This window comes from Leeia sp. (assembly GCF_041909055.1).
GTDB classification, from domain to species: Bacteria; Pseudomonadota; Gammaproteobacteria; order Burkholderiales; family Leeiaceae; genus Leeia; species Leeia aquatica.
The window spans coordinates 18,133-34,317 of the sequence record NZ_JAYREC010000005.1; the positions used below are offsets into that span (position 1 = coordinate 18,133).

Sequence of the window (16,185 nt, forward strand, 5' to 3'; positions counted from 1 at the left end):
AGCTAGGCGCACGGCCGCAGCCGTGCGCGGGATCATCACAGGGCTTTCAGGTGGAAGGACTTCGGCCGGGTCAGGTGCTCATAGCCGACCGCGGAGAGCGTCGCGCCACGACCGGTGTTCTTCACCCCGGTCCAGGCCAGCGCCGGGTCCAGATAGTCACAACGGTTCATGAACACCGTGCCGGTCTCCAGCCGGTCGCCCAGGGCCAGCGCGGTGGCTTCGTCCTGGGTGAAGATGGACGCTGTCAGGCCGTAGGGGCTGTCGTTCATCAGATGCACGGCTTCGTCATCCGTGCTGACGGCCATGATGCCCACCACCGGGCCAAAGCACTCGTCGTTCATCAGCTGCATGGTGTGGTCGACATTGACGAACACTTGCGGCGCGACAAAGGCCGTACCTTCCTGATCTTTCGGGAATTCACGCGGGTCAATCAGCGCCTTGGCACCCTTGGCCAGCGCATCTGCCGTCACCGCGCGCACCGCATTGGCCGCAGACACACGCACCACCGGGCCCAGCGTGGTGTTCGGGTCCATCGGGTCGCCCAGCACATAGGTGCGGGTCAGGGCGACCGCCTTGTCGACAAACTGCTGGAACAGCGACTGGTGAACATAGATGCGCTGAATGCCGCAGCAGCTTTGCCCGGAATTGAAGAAAGCACCATCCACCAGGGTTTCTACGGCGTGATCCAGATTGGCATCCGCCCGCACATAGGCCGGGTCATTTCCACCCAGCTCCAGACCGACGTGAATGAAGCGACCGGCAGCCGCCTGCTCCACCGCCTCGCCCCCGGCCACCGAGCCGGTAAAGCAGACGGCATTGACCTCCTTGGCCTTGATCAGGCTTTGCGTACCGGCGTGATCGGTATGCACGAATTGCAGCAGGCCATCCGGCAGCCCCACGTTGGCAAAGGCTTCAACAATGCGCTCAGCCGCCAGCGGCGTCTGCGCCGAATGCTTGAGGATCACCGCGTTACCGGCCATCAGTGCCGGGACGATGGCATTCACTGCGGTCAGCAGCGGATAGTTCCAGGGCGCAATCACCAGCACCACCCCGACCGGCTCGCGGCGGATGAAGCGGTTAAACCCGTCGATGGCAGCAGGCTTGACATCCTGCAGCGCGGAATCGGCGATTGAGATCATGTGGCGGGCACGGGCCTCGAATCCGGCCACCTCGCCCGGGGTATAGCGGATCGGGCGGCCCATCTGCCGGGTCAACTCGGCGGCAATCTCATCCTTGCGGGCCACAAAGGCATCCACGCCCTTGCCGACCTTGCTGGCGCGATCTGCCACAGAGACCTGTTTCCAGGCTGCCTGGGCTTGCACCGCACGCTGCAGCGCACTGTGCAACTGGGCGGCGGTGGCATAGGCACGCTGAACGGCCACACTGCCGTCCGCCGGATTGATGGTGGTGAATTCTGTCGTCATGCTTTCCTCGATCAACAAAACGGACCGGCAACACCGTGCTGCCGGTCTGCTGAGTCTGGCCACCCGGCTGGGTGGCGATGCTCAGATGATTTCAAAATAACGCTGCAGTTCCCAGTCGGTCACGTGGCGGCGGAACTCGCGCTCTTCCCATTCACGGGTAGCGGCGAAGTGGTCCACAAACGCATCACCGAACAGCACGCGGGCGGCTTCACTGCCCTTGAAGCGTTGTGCGGCTTCCCACAGGGTATTCGGCAGCTTGAGGTGATCCGGGAACTGTTGGGTATAGGCATTGCCCACCACCATCGGTTCCGGTTCCAGTTGTTGTTCAATACCGTACAGCCCCGCGCCCAGTGCGGCAGACAACGCGATATACGGGTTGGCGTCCGCCGAACCGATGCGCACTTCCATGCGCTGCGACTTGTCGGAGCCCGGAATCAGTCGCAAGGCGGTGGTACGGTTGTCGAGCGACCAGGTGGAATCCAGCGGGGCCCAGTAACCTGGCACCAGGCGGGAGTAACTGTTGACGGTGGCCGCAAACATGGACATGAATTCCGGCAGGTAACGCTGCACACCTGCCATGAAGTGGCGCTGGGTCTTGCTCATGCCGTACTGCTGGCTCGGATCGTAGAAGGCCGACTTGCCACTGTTGCGATCGCGCAGGGAGAGGTGGATGTGACCGCTCTGCCCCGGGTAGTTGTGCGACCACTTGGCCATGAAGGTGGCCATCAGGTCGTTGCGCTGGGCCAGTACCTTGCAGAAGGTCTTGAACAGGAAGGCCTTGTCGGCGGCAGCCCCGGCTTCATCCACGCCGATGGCCGCTTCCAGCACGCCCGGGCCGGTTTCGGTATGCAGCCCTTCAATCGACATGTCCATGTCTTCGCTCAGCTTGAGCAGCTGGTGATAGAAATCGCTCTCCACGGTGCTGCGCAGGACGGAATAACCAAAGTAGCCCGGGGTCCATGGCGTCAGGTTCTGGTAGTTCTTGGCCCGCACCGTTTCCGGGGTTTCCTTGAACATGAAGAATTCGTACTCCAGCGCGGAGTAGGCGTCATAACCCATGTCCTCAGCGCGCTTGAGCACCCGTTGCAGCAGGTTACGCGGGCAGACGGTGGCGGCCTCTTCGACAAATTCGCACAGGAAGAACAGCATGTTCTGGCCGTTGACCTGCTCCAGCGGCAGCTCGCGGCAGGTTTCCGGCAGGATGCGTACCATGGCATCCGGGTAGGCAGTGTGCCAGCCTGTGTACTGGACGTTGTCGTACAGCTGGTCGTTCAAATCCCAGCCCAGCACCACATTACAGAACCCAAAGCCGGACTTGAGGGCAGAAATGAATTTGTCCTTGGCCAGATATTTGCCGCGCATGATGCCGTCGATATCCGACAGGCCCACCTTGACGTGGGTCAGGCCACGCGCTTCGATCAGCCGGATTGCATCTTCTGCGGTTTTGACTTCACGTGCTTGCATTGCTCTCTCTTCCTTTGGCATCCACCGATTTTGATTGGTGTGGGTTCGCCCCTTGTTCGGGCTGTTGGAGGGCATGTTAGTCAGCGCAAGAATGGGCCGCCAACAAGTATCGTGCCCTCTAATTGAGGTCATTAGCCGCCCTAATCCCGGCGCTGCAGCATGGTTGCTCATGTTGCCTGGCAGCATCATCGCCGACTCTTATGTCGGGCATTAATGCAATTAATGTTCATTGTCAGCCGCAAACACCCCTTGCACACTTGCCCTGCGAAATCGGCCGCGTGCCGGTATCCATTGCCATCAAAAGACTCAACATTTGCAGCAAGGGAGAAATCAGGGAGACATCAGCCCGCGAGTTGCACCGGAGCGCCAAGCAGGCGGCAAGCCCTGCAGCACTCCTGCAGTAAAGGATCACCAAGAGACCCATCTGCCCACGTCAAGCAACAGCAACAAGAGGATGACCATGAGTACAGAACACAAGTCAGGCGCTGCAGCCGCAGCCGACGACGACGTCAAGCTGCTTCACAGCATGGGGTATGCGCAGGAACTGGCACGCACCATGAGTGGTTTTTCCAACTTCGCCATTTCCTTTTCCATCATCTGTATCCTGGCCGGTGGCATTACCGCCTTCCAGGGGGGCCTGAGTGCCGGAGGCGGTGCCTCCATCGGTATCGGCTGGCCGGTCGGCGCGCTGTTTGCGCTGGTGGTGGCGGCCGCCATGGCGCAAATTTCATCGTCCTACCCCACCTCCGGCGGCCTGTACCACTGGGGCTCCATCCTGGGCGGCAAGGGTTATGGCTGGGCGACGGCCTGGTTCAACCTGCTGGGCCTGATCTTTGTGGTGGCCTCGGTGAATTTCGGTGTCTATGACCCCTTCTTTACCACCTTCATTGCTCCCCTTCTCGGCATCAGCAGTGAAACCCTGACCGGGCACGTGCTGGAACTGGGCAGCTGGAAGATCAACCTGTTCCAGACCGGCTTCATTGCTGCGGTAACGGCCAGCCAGGCGCTGCTAAACCACATGGGCATCAAGATCACCACCAAGCTCACCGACCTGTCCGGTTACCTGATCTTTGTGGTGGCACTGGTGCTGACCGTCTCGCTGCTGGCGTTCTCCAAGACGCCGCTGGACTTCTCGCGCCTGTTTACCTTCACTAACCTTGCAGGCTCCGAGGGCAGCTGGTGGCCGCAAAATGCCAATAGCGGCATGGTGTTCCTGTCCGGCCTGCTGCTGACGGTCTACACCATTACCGGTTTTGATGCCTCGGCTCACACCTCGGAAGAAACCCACAATGCATCTGAGAACGTGCCAAAAGGTATCCTGCGCTCTGTGATGTGGTCAGCACTGTTCGGTTACATCATGATCTGCTCCTTCGTGCTGGTGATGCCGGACATTCCGAAGGGTGTGGCACAAGGTGCAGGCTTCCTCAGCTCGCTGCTGGATACCGTACCGCACGGCCTCAAGGTGGCACTGGGCATTGGCCTGTTCGTGGTCAACTACATCTGCGGCCTGGCCTGCCTGACCTCCACCTCGCGCATGATGTACGCTTTTGCCCGTGATGGCGGCCTGCCCGCTTCGCATACCCTGAAGCAGGTGCACCACCACTATCGCACCCCGGTGACCGCCATCTGGGTCAGCGCAGCGCTGGCGTTTGTGGCTACCCTGTATGGCGATGCCTTCGTGGTACTGTCAACCGGCTGCGCGGTGTTCCTGTACATCTCCTACGTGATGCCGGTTGCGGCAGGTATTTTTGCCGAAGGCAAAACCTGGACCACCAAAGGCCCGTTCAACCTGGGCAGCTGGTCCAAGCCGATCGCGGTACTGGCTACGCTGGGTGGCGCAACCCTGGTGTTTGTCGGCGTACAGCCGCCGAACGACAAGGTGTTGTACCTGACCCTGGGCCTGTGCGCCGTGATGCTGGTGTTCTGGTGGGCGCTGGGTGAGCGTAACCGCTTCAAGGGCCCGCCGATCGGTGATACCGCCGCCAAGCGTGCGGATGCCATTCACCGCATCGAAGAGAGCTTCGACGAAACCGCCTGAGTACGCCCCTGTCGCACACATGCCACAACGCCCTGCCCTGCAGGGCGTTGTGCTTTGTACTTACTGCTTCAGCAACGTCCCTACCGAGACATGCGGCCAGTCGATGCCCGCAAAGTGGAGGATTACGGTCTGGGTGTATTGCAGCTGCATGAAGCGTTTACCATCCGGCTGCTCCACCGTCTCAATCCAGAAAATGGTATCCACCCGGTTGGCATCGGCATTGCTGACAATAAAGGGGATGTTCACCACCCCGCCTTGCTGGGTGCTGCTCAGGCTGAGGGTGGTGGTACTGACGATGTTCTGCTCCTTGATGGCATCCACCAGCGAGGCATTCGGGTTGCTGACCTGAAAGCCCGGCGGGACCGGGGCAGTCTGGTAAGGGTCCAGATAACCCAGCGGAAAAGGGGTAGGCCCGGTGGGGGTGGTGCTGACCGGCTGAATCTGCGGCGGGCCGGCATGGCTTAGCGCATTGCCAACCACCAGCATGGAATCGCCATGGGGAATGGTAGCCTGACGCACCACGGTGGGCGGCTCCGCCGGTGCGGTGGTGGAAGGCACATTCAGCCACAGCCCCGGCTCCAGATGCAGCAGCTCATTACTACTGGCATCGTTGACCCGCTGGAAATAGGTCAAACAGCCCATGTCGATATCCCCTTGCAGGGAACCCCGGTTCGGGATCGGTGCCCCCACCGTGGTAAACACCAGCGATTCCTTGGTAGCATTGATCTTCAGCCGGAAAATGCTATTGCCCGCCTTGTTGGGCAAGGCAATCAGGTTAAACCCACTGCCGATCCAGGTACCGGCCAGTTCTGCCAGCGGGCCAAGCGGGTCTACCGAGGGGGTGATGGGCGCACTTGCGCGCAGGGTGGTCGCCATGAGAAAGCTCCTGAGTGAGGGCGGGGGTGCCCGCCTTCAGCCTAGGCAAGCCTTCGTCAAGCTCAAGGAGATGACCGACAGCCGGTCCACAATCTGGACCAAGGAACAGGGGTCAGGCTTCCAGCGCGCGCCGGATCACCTGGTTGAATGGCCCAATCCACTCGGGGGCAAACTGATTGTCACAGGCATTGATCTCGGCAATGGCGCGCAAGGCCGAGCGATTTTGCCCACGGTGCCGGTGTTTCTGCATCACGGCCTCGAAAGCATCGACAATCGCCAGCAGCCGGGCGCCATTGCAAATGGCTTCATGCGGCAGCCGGTTCGGATAGCCGGCACCATCCGGCATCTCATGATGCTGCAGCACCATCTGCGCGGCATCCTGCCAGCCTTCTACCCGGGCCAGCCATTCAGCGGCAAACCCCGGGTGAGTGTGCAGCGCCTGCCGGTCCGCGTCGGTCAGCCGCTCCACCTTCAGCCATACCGATTCCGGCAGAAACATCATGCCGATATCGTGGATGTACACTGCGGCTTCCAGCTGCACCGGATCAATCAGGTTGCCTGCCTCGCGGTTGGTATCCTGCGCCAAGCGCAGATTGCGGGCGGTGCGCCCGCGCAGCAAAGGCGAGCGGCTCTCCAGTTGCAAAGCCAGGCTACGGAAGAAACGCAGGTCTTCTGCCACCCGCTCCGCACTCTTGGGGATGACCGACCCCCCGCGCGCCGGCAGGCTGACCTGGGTTGGCCGAAAGCCAGTGACCGCTTCAATCAGCCCGGCCGCGGCAAGGTCCATCTGCCCTGCAGTCTGCGCGGCCAGTCGCTGCAACGCTTGCAGCAAGGCGGCCAGTCGCAGGCTCTCCAGCGGCTTGCGCTGTAGCAGCGCCTCTACCGCCATTTCCATGCGGTCCACCGCCAGCAGGATGGCCTCGCCCAGCAGCTCACTGAACAACAACTCGCCACTGCGCAGGCGCGCCAGCACGGATTCGATCGGGTGCGCCAGCTCCACCGCCCACTCCACTCGGCACAGCGCTGCATCGCCTTTGATGTTATGGAAGGCGCGAAACAGCTCGACCAAGGGCATGGGTTCCGCAGGGTTGCGCTTGAGTCGTGCCACTTCACGCTCAATGGTGGTGGCATGATCCGCCAATCCTTCACGGAAATCCTGCAGACCTGCCGCATCCAGCACCAGCAAATGGTTCCAGTCCAACCCCACTCCCTTCTGCGGCAGCCCGATCAGTGCTGCCGCATGATCATTCGGCGCGGATCATCAGGATCGGCGTCACGGCCATGCGCATCACCCCCTCGGCCACGCTCCCCAGCAGCAAATGATCAAAGCCACGTTTGCCATGGGTACCCATCACCACAATATCCGCATTCCAGGCCTTGGCATCGTCCACGATCACACGGGAAATCCGTTCGCCATAGGTTTGATGCAGTTCGCTGTCCACTTGCACACCGGCCGCCTTGACTTCGGCTTCTGCAGTGGCCAGCACCTTGCGCCCGGCTTCCAGCAAGCTTTTCTGCAGCTCGGAGGTGTCAATGAACTCTGCGCCCCCCCAGAAAAACTGTGCCAGATCCACCACATGTACCAGACGCACTACGGCATGCTGGTCCTGCGCAAAGCGCACTGCCTCCTTCAGGGCTGCTGCAGAGGTGGTGCTGTCATCTACCGGTACAAAGATACGCTGATACATATCGACCTCCTGTTCACACATTGACCATTCCAGCCTATGCCTGCCCTCGACTTCATGTCTTGATCCAGGTCAGCCGAAACCACGTCCAGCGAGGAGATGCCCATATCTCAGTACAGGTTACCCCGCCAGGAAAAGCAAGCAAAGATTGCCAAGCACCCGCAGGATGCTACACTGGCAGCTATCCGGATTACCCGTGGTTTCCATGCCCAAACTGACCTTGCCTGCCCTGACCCGACATGACTTTCAGACCGAGATGCCGGTCTGCATCCAGCATGTCAACTATGGCAAGCACTTGGGGCATGATGCACTGGTCTCGCTGCTGCATGAGGCGCGAGTCCGCTTTCTGCACAGCCTCGGCCACACCGAGCTGAAAATCGGTGACGCCGGGCTGATCCTGCGTGACCTCGCCGTGCAATATCTGGCTGAAGCCTTCCATGGCGACCTACTGCGCTTTCAACTGGCCGTTACCGAATGGCACCCGCATGGCTTTGAGTTGACGTATCAGGTCAGCCATGCCGCGAGCCGACAGCCAGTGGCGCGTGCACGAACCACCATGGTCTGCTTTGACTACACCAGCCGCAAGCCCTTGCGCCTGCCTGCTGACTTCCAAGCCCTGTTCCCCCCGTTGGAGACTGCCTGAATGAAACATTACGCCTTGAACAGCCCGGAAGCCATGGCACGCATCCTGGCGATGATGATCATCACCGATGCCGATGTGCACCCTCATGAAATCGAGCTGCTGGACGAGCTGAACATCTATGATGTGATCGGTATCAGCCGGGAAAGTTTTACCCAGGTATTCCATGACTACCTGGGCGACCTGTCAGATGAAATGGATGCCGAGGGTCACGTCCAGCTGGTATCCAGCGCGCGGCTCGACGAGATGCTGGACTGCGTCACCGACCCGAAGAAGCGCTTGCTGACCGCCGCCATTCTGCTGGATATCAGCAAGAGCGATCACGACCTGTCAGAAGTGGAAATTGCTGTATTTCAGCACATCCTCGCTCACTGGCACATCACACTGGATGACATCCAGTCTGCGATGTCGGAGCTGTAAGCATGTCCGAGCTGCGCTTTGCCGGTAGTGACCGCTATGTCGCACCGCCGGAGCTGATGCTGGCCGTCAATGCCGCCATCACGCTGGAACGGCCACTGCTGATCAAGGGGGAGCCCGGCACCGGCAAAACCCTGCTGGCCGAAGAAATGGCCCGCGCCCTGCAGCTGCCCTTGCTGGCCTGGCACATCAAGTCCACCACCAAGGCGCAGCATGGCCTGTATGAATATGACGCTGTTTCCCGCCTGCGGGACTCGCAGCTGGGCGATCCTCGCGTCTCCGACATTGGCCATTACATTGTGCGGGGCAAGCTGTGGGAGGCCTTTGATCGCGATGATCGCTGTGTACTGCTAATCGACGAAATCGACAAAGCGGATATCGAGTTCCCCAACGATTTGCTGCGTGAGCTGGACCGCATGGCGTTTGATGTCTACGAGACGCGGCAAACCATTACCGCCCGCCAGCGCCCCATCGTCATCATCACCAGCAATAACGAGAAAGAGCTGCCGGACGCCTTTTTGCGCCGCTGCTTCTTTCATTACATCCGTTTTCCGGATCGGGACACGCTGGCACAGATTGTACGGGTTCACTACCCCACACTACGCGATGAATTACTGCATGAAGCGCTGACCCTGTTCCTGGGGCTGCGTGAGCTGCCGTCGCTCAAGAAAAAGCCATCCACCTCCGAACTGCTGGACTGGCTGCATCTGCTGCAAGCCGAGCAGATCGAAGCGGCGACCCTGCAAGCCCATGCCTCACAAGGGCGTGTTCCCTTGCTGGGCGCCTTGTTGAAAACCGAGCAGGATATTGCGGGCCTCGGAAAGCTGGCCAGCCTGCTCAAGCGTTGACCCGGAGATCCCGGCATGACCTTGCCCACTGCTGTACGTATTGTTGAAGTTGGCCCGCGCGACGGGTTGCAGAACGAGAAACAACCAGTCGCAACCGAGACCAAGCTGGGCCTGATCCACCGCCTGGCAGAGGCTGGCCTCAGCACGATTGAAGCCACCAGCTTTGTCAGCCCGAAGTGGGTACCGCAAATGGCGGACCATGCAGAGATTGTCGCAGGACTAAAGCGCAAGCCTGGTGTCCACTACCCGGTACTGGTGCCTAACCTCAAAGGGCTGGAAGGCGCGCTGGCCGCCGGGGTGGATGAAATCGCCGTTTTCGTAGCCGCCAGCGAGGCGTTCTCGCAGAAAAACATCAACTGCAGCATTGCAGAGAGCCTGGAGCGGGTCGCCGCCGTGGTGGAAGGCGCGCGTGCAGCCGGGGTGCCGGTACGGGGCTACGTCTCCTGTGTATTGGGCTGCCCCTATGAGGGCGACATTGCCGCCTCGCAGGTGGTCAGCGTGGCAGACAGCCTGCACCAGATGGGCTGCTACGAGATTTCACTGGGGGATACCATTGGTGTTGGCACCGCAGGCAAGGCCCGCGCCTTGTTTGAACAGGTAAGCCGCAAGGTGCCACTGCCACAGTTGGCCGGACACTTTCACGATACCTATGGCCAGGCCCTGAGCAATGTCTACGCCGCGCTGGAGGTCGGGGTATCAGTATTTGACGCTTCGGTGTCCGGTCTGGGCGGCTGCCCTTATGCCAAAGGCGCCACCGGCAACCTGGCCACCGAAGACCTGCTCTATCTGCTCAACGGGCTGGGGATCCACACCGGCGTGGACATGACCGCGCTGTGCGCAGCAGGCCAATACATCTGTGATGCACTGGGCCGCCCCAGCCAGTCCCGCGTCGCCCGCGCGCTGGCTGCTCGCGCCAGCTGAGTCAGGGCAGGCCCTGCTGGCGCTGCCAGGCTTCGATCAGGAGTGCGAAGTCTGGCGGGTTGCCGGGGCTGGCTGGCACCCCAGGATCCAGCTCAAACCAGCATTGCGCGCTATCGGTCCAGATGTGCGCCCCCGGGCGCAACCAGCGGGTGTCATCCAGCGTGCCAGGTTTGATGCTGAGAATGGCGGGCTGATCGCGCAGTTGATGAAACAGCCGCGAGCCACACTGCGGGCAGAACAAGCAGTCCATGGTGCGCCCACTGGGCGTCTGACGGGTCCAGGTAGCGAGTTCGCCGCTGACCTCACGCGTCTGCACCCGACACCACAAGCCCATGCCAAATGCGCTGGCAGACTGCCGCTGGCACTCCTTGCAGTGGCAGGCAAACACCAGCAAAGGCTCACCCATCACCCGGTAACGGCTAGCCCCACATTGACACTGACCTGATAGTTCCATTGCTGACTCCAGAGAGCAGACGCAGCAAAACAAAAAGCCCACTCTATGAGCGGGCTTTTCAGTGAAAATCGCCGAAGCTTACTTCAGCTTGATTTCCTTGTAGATCACGTGCTTGCGGACAACGGGATCAAACTTCTTGATCTCCATCTTTTCCGGCATGGTACGCTTGTTCTTGGTGGTGGTGTAGAAGTGGCCGGTACCCGCAGTGGATTCCAGCTTGATCTTTTCACGCATGATTCAAACCTTTCATCGCTGGGGCCTCCATGAGGCCCCTGTTACCGTGGATTACAGCGCACCTGCTGCACGCAGATCAGCCAGAACGACATCGATACCCTTCTTGTCGATCAGACGCAGACCGGCGTTGCTCACGCGCAGACGAACCCAGCGGTTCTCACTTTCCACCCAGAACCGACGATATTGCAGGTTCGGCAGAAAACGACGTTTGGTTTTGTTGTTGGCATGGGAAACGTTGTTCCCCGTCATCGGCGCTTTGCCGGTGACCTGACATACTCGCGCCATGGCCCTGACTCCAGTTTCGTATAGCGGATTTCGGAAAAGCGTGATTTATACCATGCACGCCAAACTAACTCAAGCCCCGCGTGCGTTTTCTTCACTATGAAGGGTGTCATTTGACAACAGCCAACCCTGCTCGGCGAAGGAGAGGCTCTGGTTTCCCGCCACAATCACATGGTCCAGCAACCGAATGTCCAGCAAGTGCAGTGCGCGTTGCAGCTTACGGGTCAGCTGATGGTCTGCCGGACTCGCATCAGGCCGGCCTGATGGGTGATTGTGCGCCAGAATCAAGGAGGCGGCATGGCATGCCAGCGCCTGCTGGGCGACTTCACGCGGGTAAATCACGCACTGGTCCAGCGTACCCCGCGCCAGCTCGGCCGACTGGATCAGCCGGTGCTGGCTATCCAGAAACAGACCCAGCACCACCTCGCGTGGCAGGCGCCCCAGTCGCAAGCCCAGGTATTGCTTCACCGTCTTCACACTGCCCAGCACCGGCTGCTGCTGCATGTCTTCCAGCAGCGCACGCCGCGCCATCTCCAGCACCGCCTGCAGTTGCGCATACTTGGCCGCGCCCAGACCGCGTACGCTGGACACCTCGTCCTGCGACGCAGCGAACAAGGCATTCAGTGAGCCAAAGCGTTGCAGCAGCTGCCGCGCCAGGTCCACGGCGGACACGCCGGTCACCCCTACCCGCAGGAAGATCGCCAGCAACTCGGCATCCGACAAACTCTCCGCCCCGCGCTGCAGCAGTTTTTCGCGCGGACGCTCGTCCGCCGGCCAATCGGTAATCCGCACCCTGCCCTCCTCTTACGCCAGACGCATGGTCACCGCCCCGGCACCGATCAGTCCTACCGCCAGCCAGCGCCGCCGCGACATCGGCTCTTTGAGCACCCATGCCGAGATCAAACAGGCAAACAGGATGGAGGTCTCGCGCAAGGCTGACACCATGGCGACCGGTGCCCGTGTCATCGCCCACAACGCCACCCCATAGGAGCCCAGCGTAAACGCGCCCCCCACCAATGCCCGCCCACCCTGCAGCCGCATCTGCAACAGCAAAGGCTCCCGCTGTGCATACCAGGCCCAGAGCAGGATCGGTACCGCAGCGACAAAGAAAATCCACAGCGTGTACACCAGTGCATGGCCGGATGCCCGTACCCCCATGCCATCATTGAGGGTGTAGATCGCAATCACCACGGCATTGAGCAGGGCATAGCGCGCCCCCTTGCCCTGCTGGCGCAAGACACGCCAGGAGCCCAGCAGACCAAACACCCCGCCACAGATCAGCAGCACCGCCAGCCAGCCGGTTGCGCCCAGGCTCTCCCCGGTCAAGGGGCGAGACACCAGCGCCACCAGCATCGGCGCACTGCCGCGCATGATCGGGTAGGTCTGGCTCATGTCGGCATGATGGTAAGCAGCTGCCAGCAAAGCAAAGTAAAACACTTGCAGCACGATCGACAGCAGCACATGCGGCCAGGCCGCTGCCGCCATCATCGGCAGGAACAGCAGGCCCACGCCGGACAACACGCCGGAGGCACCCGCCACCAGCGTGGTCATCATCAGCTTGTTCCCCGCCGATTTGACCATCGCATTCCAGCTGGCGTGCATCAAGGCGGCAAACAGTACCCACAGCAATACCTGCGTATCCAAACCATCTCTCCAGGGTCGATCTTCCATCCTGCGGCCCGGTCGGTAGCGCGTCAAGGACCAATCCCGCCAGTCTGCAATATTTCCGCAGGCCACTGCGCAAGGGGAGTCGCTGGTGCGATAATGTGCCTTTGACCTGCCCAGCCGGGCAGCGCTTGTTCTATTGGAGTTCCTGCATGGCGTTTCCGATCAAGCATCTGGTCCTGGGTGTGACCGGTGGCGTAGCCGCGTACAAGGCCGCAGAGCTAACCCGCTTGCTGGTCAAGGCCGGTGTCGGCGTGCGTGTGGTGCTCACCGAGGGGGGCAGCCGTTTTGTCACTCCACATACTTTCCAGGCTCTCAGCGGTCGGCATGTGTTTACCGACCTGTGGGATAACCGGGTACCCAATGGCATGGCGCACATCGACCTGTCGCGGGAAGCCGATGCCATCCTGATCGCCCCGGCCAGTGCCGATTTCATGGCCAAGCTGGTACACGGCACTGCCGACGACCTGCTGTCCACCCTGTGCCTGGCGCGAGATTGCCCGCTCTTGCTGGCCCCGGCCATGAACCGGCAAATGTGGGAAAACCCGGCTACCCAGCGCAATGTGCGGCAGTTGAAAGCCGACGGTATCACGCTGTTTGGCCCGGATGCTGGCGAACAGGCTTGTGGAGAGAATGGCATGGGCCGCATGCTGGAGGCGGAGGCGCTGATGGCGATGCTGGAAGGCCATTTCCAGCCCAAGCCGCTGAAGGGCTGCAAGGTATTGGTCACCGCCGGCCCCACCTTTGAACGCATCGACGCGGTGCGCGGCATCACCAACCAGAGCTCAGGAAAGATGGGCTTTGCCGTCGCCCGCGCAGCACAGGAAGCTGGAGCCGAGGTGATTCTGGTGGCGGGCCCCGTCAGCCAGCCCACCCCTTACGGCGTCAAACGCATCGACGTGGAAAGCGCGCAGCAGATGCAGCAGGCGGTAAACGCGCATATCAGCGTGCAGGACTTGTTCATCGCCGTCGCCGCCGTGGCGGACTATCACCCGCTACAACAGCACGAGCAAAAGCTGAAAAAAGACGCGCAGATCATGCAGATCGAACTGGCCCCGACGGTCGACATCCTGGCCAGCGTTGCCAGCCTGCCGCGCCCGCCGTTCTGCGTGGGCTTTGCCGCCGAGAGCCAGAACCTGCTCGACTACGCCGAGCAGAAGCGCAAGCGCAAGCGCCTGCCGCTGCTGGCCGCCAATCTGGTACAGAACGCTTTCAATAGTGACGACAATGAATTGGTGCTGCTGGATGATCACGGCCGTACTCCGCTGCCGCGTACCGACAAGCTGGACCAGGCCCGGCAATTGATCGCCCATGCCGCCCGCCTCTACCATGCTGGCGGCAGCCCTGCGCCAGCGGCCCGCACCCTTGACCGTAAAGCCTGAACCCTGAGGAACCGACCGTGAGTACCCGCCTTTCCGTCAACCTGAACAAGGTCGCCCTGATCCGCAACTCGCGCGGCCATAACCAGCCAGACCTGCTGCAGGTGGCACTGGATTGCGAGCGCTTTGGTGCGGAAGGCATTACCCTGCACCCGCGCCCGGACCAACGCCATGCCCGCTATGATGACTTGCCGCTGATGAAGCAGCATCTGCGCACCGAGCTGAACGTGGAAGGCAACCCGACCCGCGCCTTCATCGACGCTGTACTGGCCGTCTGCCCGGCCCAAGTGACGCTGGTGCCGGATGCGCCCGATGCGCTGACCTCCAACGCGGGGTGGGATACCATCCGGCATCAGGGCTTTCTGAAGGAGGTGGTGGCGGAGTTCAAGCAGCACGGCATCCGCACCTCCCTGTTCATCGACCCGCAACCGGCAATGGCCGATGGCGCGCTGGCCTGCGGTGCCGACCGGGTAGAGCTGTATACCGAGGCCTATGCCCGCCAGTTCAGCAGCGACCCCGCAGCCGCGCTGGCACCCTATCTGGCCACCGCTGAGCGTGTGCAGCAGCTGGGCCTGGGCCTGAACGCCGGGCATGACCTGAACCTGGATAACCTGCGCTACTTCCAGCAGCATATCCCCGGCCTGCAGGAAGTCTCCATCGGCCACGCGCTGGTGTGTGACGCCCTCTACCTGGGGCTGGAAGAAACCCTGCGTCGCTACCTGACCGAATGCCGCGCCTGATCCATGACCACCCACACTGATCGAAACATGAGCACACCACAGATAGACCTGAAGATTCTGGACAACCGCCTGCGCGAGCAGCTCCCTGCCTATGCTACCCCCGGCGCCGCCGGGCTAGACCTGCGCGCCTGCATCGAACATACCCTGATCCTCGCCCCCGGCCAGACTGAACTGGTGCCCACCGGCATCGCTCTGCACCTGGCCGATCCGGGCCTGGCGGCCATGATCCTGCCGCGCTCCGGCCTCGGCCATAAGCATGGCATCGTACTCGGCAATCTGGTCGGGCTGATCGACTCGGACTATCAGGGGCAGATCTTCGTCTCACTGTGGAACCGGGGCAGCACCCCGTTCACCCTCGCGCCCATGGAGCGTATCGCCCAGCTGGTAGTGGTGCCGGTCTTGCAAGTGGGCTTCAACATTGTGGATGACTTCACCGCCAGCGAACGCGGTGAGGGCGGCTTTGGCAGCACCGGCAAAGCCTGAGGTCACATCACCACCATGAAAAAAGGGGCAGCACAGGCTGCCCCTTTTTCATGCATATACATGCATATACGCAGTTAAGGCATCAGGCCCCGGCCTCATCCGCCGCCTTCATGTCACGTGTATTTTTCTGCACCGCAATCGCAGCAAACAGGCTCAGCACATAGGCAATGGCGTAAAAACCCTTCTCACTCGGTACCAATGAAGCATTCCACAAACCCACACCCAGCAGCAGCAAGGCCATCCCCAATGATACCCAGCACAGCCCGAGGTACAGGCCCGTCACCGGAATATCCTCCAGCCGGTCGCGCACGCTCTTTTGCAGCGATACGGCGGAAAACAGACCATACATCAGCACCGTAAAGTAATACCCACGCTCATTCAGCATCATTGCCTTTTCATCGGCATTCCACAGCCCATAGCAGTAGGTCAGCACACCGGCAAACAGCGCGAGCCATGATGCGCCGATAAATGCCGCTGAAGGACGTTGGTATTGTACGGACATGCCTGATCTCCCTGTTGTTGGCACCGCAAGCCCCAGACTCAGGGCCATGCGATAGTGAGCCCATCATGTCACGCCCATTTCAGCATGACAAGACAACGAGACACAGCACGTACAGGGTAGCAAAAAATGACAC

The 16,185-nt window shown here is 61.1% G+C and carries 19 protein-coding genes; 8 read left to right on the forward strand and 11 right to left on the reverse strand.

The features are described 5' to 3' along the window. Positions 1–35: 35 nt before the first annotated feature. Positions 36–1,424, reverse strand: coding sequence for an aldehyde dehydrogenase family protein (locus tag ACE3O2_RS12945; RefSeq protein WP_374338149.1), 1,389 nt, complete (start codon positions 1,422–1,424; stop codon positions 36–38). 81 nt (positions 1,425–1,505) lie between these two features. Continuing rightward, positions 1,506–2,888 (reverse strand): glutamine synthetase family protein, encoded by a 1,383-nt coding sequence (locus ACE3O2_RS12950; RefSeq protein ID WP_374338151.1) that lies wholly within the window; start codon positions 2,886–2,888, stop codon positions 1,506–1,508. A 460-nt stretch (positions 2,889–3,348) separates the two neighbouring features. On the opposite strand from ACE3O2_RS12950, the gene ACE3O2_RS12955 reads away from it, so the two are divergent. Beyond that, the gene (locus ACE3O2_RS12955) at positions 3,349–4,926 is read left to right on the forward strand and encodes an amino acid permease (RefSeq protein ID WP_374338153.1); all 1,578 of its coding nucleotides are present in this window, start codon (positions 3,349–3,351) and stop codon (positions 4,924–4,926) included. A gap of 60 nt (positions 4,927–4,986) precedes the next feature. Here the strand turns inward: ACE3O2_RS12955 and ACE3O2_RS12960 are convergent, their stop codons facing one another. The 3 genes from ACE3O2_RS12960 to ACE3O2_RS12970 all read right to left on the reverse strand — a co-directional run bounded on the left by ACE3O2_RS12960 (position 4,987) and on the right by ACE3O2_RS12970 (position 7,490). After that, positions 4,987–5,802: a heme-binding protein gene (locus ACE3O2_RS12960; protein WP_374338155.1), complete on the reverse strand. Its 816-nt coding sequence runs from the start codon at positions 5,800–5,802 to the stop codon at positions 4,987–4,989. 112 nt (positions 5,803–5,914) lie between these two features. After that, positions 5,915–7,003, reverse strand: a complete 1,089-nt coding sequence (locus tag ACE3O2_RS12965; protein ID WP_374338157.1) for an HD domain-containing phosphohydrolase — start codon at positions 7,001–7,003, stop codon at positions 5,915–5,917. 43 nt (positions 7,004–7,046) lie between these two features. Further along, on the reverse strand, positions 7,047–7,490 hold the full coding sequence (locus tag ACE3O2_RS12970; RefSeq protein WP_168877422.1) for a universal stress protein: 444 nt from the start codon (positions 7,488–7,490) through the stop codon (positions 7,047–7,049). A 202-nt stretch (positions 7,491–7,692) separates the two neighbouring features. On the opposite strand from ACE3O2_RS12970, the gene ACE3O2_RS12975 reads away from it, so the two are divergent. Genes ACE3O2_RS12975 through ACE3O2_RS12990 form a run of 4 tightly spaced genes read left to right on the forward strand, consistent with a single transcriptional unit; the run spans position 7,693 to position 10,313 of the window. Beyond that, positions 7,693–8,130 (forward strand): thioesterase family protein, encoded by a 438-nt coding sequence (locus ACE3O2_RS12975; protein ID WP_168877423.1) that lies wholly within the window; start codon positions 7,693–7,695, stop codon positions 8,128–8,130. After that, complete coding sequence (locus ACE3O2_RS12980) at positions 8,131–8,547, forward strand: hypothetical protein (RefSeq protein ID WP_168877424.1); 417 nt, start codon at positions 8,131–8,133, stop codon at positions 8,545–8,547. 11 nt (positions 8,548–8,558) lie between these two features. Then, positions 8,559–9,392, forward strand: a complete 834-nt coding sequence (locus ACE3O2_RS12985; RefSeq protein WP_374338692.1) for an AAA family ATPase — start codon at positions 8,559–8,561, stop codon at positions 9,390–9,392. Between the two features lie 15 nt (positions 9,393–9,407). Beyond that, positions 9,408–10,313: a hydroxymethylglutaryl-CoA lyase gene (locus tag ACE3O2_RS12990; protein WP_374338160.1), complete on the forward strand. Its 906-nt coding sequence runs from the start codon at positions 9,408–9,410 to the stop codon at positions 10,311–10,313. 1 nt (position 10,314) lies between these two features. Here ACE3O2_RS12990 and ACE3O2_RS12995 read toward each other — a convergent pair whose 3' ends face one another. The 5 genes from ACE3O2_RS12995 to ACE3O2_RS13015 form a co-directional block, all read right to left on the reverse strand. Next, positions 10,315–10,767, reverse strand: coding sequence for a GFA family protein (locus tag ACE3O2_RS12995; RefSeq protein ID WP_374338162.1), 453 nt, complete (start codon positions 10,765–10,767; stop codon positions 10,315–10,317). A gap of 78 nt (positions 10,768–10,845) precedes the next feature. Next, positions 10,846–11,001: a 50S ribosomal protein L33 gene (gene rpmG / locus ACE3O2_RS13000; RefSeq protein WP_168877428.1), complete on the reverse strand. Its 156-nt coding sequence runs from the start codon at positions 10,999–11,001 to the stop codon at positions 10,846–10,848. A 51-nt stretch (positions 11,002–11,052) separates the two neighbouring features. Continuing rightward, positions 11,053–11,286 carry a 50S ribosomal protein L28 gene (gene rpmB / locus ACE3O2_RS13005; protein WP_168877429.1) on the reverse strand — a complete coding sequence of 78 codons (234 nt, stop codon included), beginning with the start codon at positions 11,284–11,286 and terminating at the stop codon, positions 11,053–11,055. A gap of 69 nt (positions 11,287–11,355) precedes the next feature. Then, complete coding sequence (gene radC, locus ACE3O2_RS13010) at positions 11,356–12,075, reverse strand: DNA repair protein RadC (protein ID WP_168877430.1); 720 nt, start codon at positions 12,073–12,075, stop codon at positions 11,356–11,358. Between the two features lie 12 nt (positions 12,076–12,087). Further along, positions 12,088–12,927, reverse strand: coding sequence for an EamA family transporter (locus ACE3O2_RS13015; protein WP_374338164.1), 840 nt, complete (start codon positions 12,925–12,927; stop codon positions 12,088–12,090). Between the two features lie 173 nt (positions 12,928–13,100). Between ACE3O2_RS13015 and coaBC the strand changes: the two genes are divergently transcribed. From coaBC to dut, 3 genes are read left to right on the forward strand one after another with little or no spacing between them, the layout of a single operon-like run. After that, positions 13,101–14,330, forward strand: coding sequence for a bifunctional phosphopantothenoylcysteine decarboxylase/phosphopantothenate--cysteine ligase CoaBC (gene coaBC, locus ACE3O2_RS13020; protein WP_374338166.1), 1,230 nt, complete (start codon positions 13,101–13,103; stop codon positions 14,328–14,330). A gap of 17 nt (positions 14,331–14,347) precedes the next feature. Beyond that, on the forward strand, positions 14,348–15,067 hold the full coding sequence (locus ACE3O2_RS13025; RefSeq protein ID WP_374338168.1) for a pyridoxine 5'-phosphate synthase: 720 nt from the start codon (positions 14,348–14,350) through the stop codon (positions 15,065–15,067). 27 nt (positions 15,068–15,094) lie between these two features. Further along, on the forward strand, positions 15,095–15,550 hold the full coding sequence (gene dut, locus ACE3O2_RS13030) for a dUTP diphosphatase (protein ID WP_374338170.1): 456 nt from the start codon (positions 15,095–15,097) through the stop codon (positions 15,548–15,550). Between the two features lie 82 nt (positions 15,551–15,632). Here the strand turns inward: dut and yiaA are convergent, their stop codons facing one another. After that, positions 15,633–16,052, reverse strand: a complete 420-nt coding sequence (gene yiaA, locus ACE3O2_RS13035; protein WP_374338172.1) for an inner membrane protein YiaA — start codon at positions 16,050–16,052, stop codon at positions 15,633–15,635. Positions 16,053–16,185: the final 133 nt, after the last annotated feature.